Annotated in this window: 1 protein-coding gene; it reads left to right on the top strand. The window is 47.1% G+C overall.

Features of this window, described 5'->3' with window-relative positions:
* The first annotated feature begins 103 nt into the window (after window positions 1-103).
* A complete protein-coding gene (locus ABLA85_RS11380) occupies window positions 104-1,480 on the top strand; it encodes an IS4 family transposase (RefSeq protein WP_367964186.1) in 1,377 nt (458 codons plus the stop codon).
* The last annotated feature ends 94 nt before the right edge of the window (window positions 1,481-1,574 follow it).

Here is a 1,574-nt window from a genome sequence, read left to right as displayed (position 1 = left end):
CTGTCTCTTCTACACAAATCCCTCGATTGAATCGAGGGATTTTTTTGAACCTTTTTCTACCTGGCTGATCTCAATAAGAAATACTACGTTGAGGTCACGTATGATGTTTTCAACAGATGCTGAGCAATGGGCAAAAGACACTTTTCAATATGCTGATTTAGGGGATAGCCGCCGCACTAAGCGGCTGATCAAACTGACTTCTTCTCTTGCCAATCATTTAGGACAGTCTCTCGTGCAATCTTTAAAATCACCTGCGGATATCGAAGCTGCTTATCGCTTCGCTCGCAATCAAGCCATTAATCCTCAAGCTATCGCAGAAGCTGGCTTTGTCGCCACCGCTGAGCAGGTTAAGCACTATGATTGCCTCCTCGCGCTTGAAGATACGACCTCGCTGGAATTTATCCACCCTACGGTTCGAGATGAGATGGGGCACACCACATCCAATAAGTATTCCAGAGGGATGCATGCGCATTCCGTTCTGCTTTTTGCACCTGATAAGCAACAGGTCGTTGGACTCATTGAGCAGGCACGTTGGACCCGAGACCTTCAGGCTTACGGGCAAAATCAATATCATGCGAGCAGAGCTTATAAAGACAAAGAAAGCTATAAATGGGAACGGGCTTCACGCGCAATGGAAGCCCGCCTCGGTGCTGACATGCGAAAAGTTATCTCGGTCTGTGACCGGGAAGCAGACATTATCGAGTACCTGACCTATAAGGTCTCAAATCATCAGCGCTTTGTCGTTCGCTCTATGCAAAGCCGTTGCATAGAAGAAAGCACCGACAAGCTTTATCATTACAGTGGCGCCTTGGTGTATGCGGATACGAGAACGGTTCAAGTGAGGCAAAAAGGCGGGCGAAAAGCGCGTGATGCACACTGCGAAGTGCGTTATGCGCCGGTGACCGTAAAAATCCCGGCGAATAAAACCGGTGACGGCGTCCCACTGTACTATGTCGGTTGTCAAGAAACGGGAAATCATGATGGCTTGAGCTGGCACATTCTGACCTCAGAACCCGTGAAAACAAAAGAAGATGCCCAGCGTATTCTCGATTACTACGAAAAACGGTGGCTGATTGAAGAATTTCACAAAGCGTGGAAAAGCGGTGGCACTCAGGTTGAAGAGTTACGCATGCAAAGCAAAGAGAATTTAGAACGCATGGTAGTGATACTCGCGTTTATTGCAGTCCGTCTTCATCAATTGCGCTATCTGGGGTTTAATAAAGAGGAAGCAGAAAAGCAGAGCTGTGAAATGATCCTGAGTCCGCTAGCGTGGAACTTACTGTGGTCAAAGCAAAACAAATCGAAACCACCGAAGAAAGCCCCAAGCCTCTACTGGGCCTATATTAACCTCGGCAAGCTTGCAGGTTGGTACGATTCAAAACGTAATGGTCGAGTAGGATGGGAAAGGCTATGGGAAGGATGGTTCATATTACAAACCATCCTTGAGGGTTACTTGCTTGCACAGTCTCTTGAGCTATAGATGTGATCAAGAGACAGGCTTAACGCAGCCCTTCTTCTTTTGCGATAGCTAAAATCTTGTGCTGGAGATTTTTTCGCCCAGATAAAACAGGATT

This window comes from Xenorhabdus sp. SGI246, from assembly GCF_040838225.1.
In the GTDB taxonomy this organism is placed as follows: domain Bacteria; phylum Pseudomonadota; class Gammaproteobacteria; order Enterobacterales; family Enterobacteriaceae; genus Xenorhabdus; species Xenorhabdus indica.
This window is presented reverse-complemented; position numbering and strand designations above follow the sequence as displayed.

What these genes read in the sequence shown, in the direction of transcription:
- ABLA85_RS11380 (WP_367964186.1), top strand. Translation starts at nt 104, where the DNA reads ATGTTTTCAACAGATGCTGAGCAATGGGCAAAAGACACTTTTCAATAT.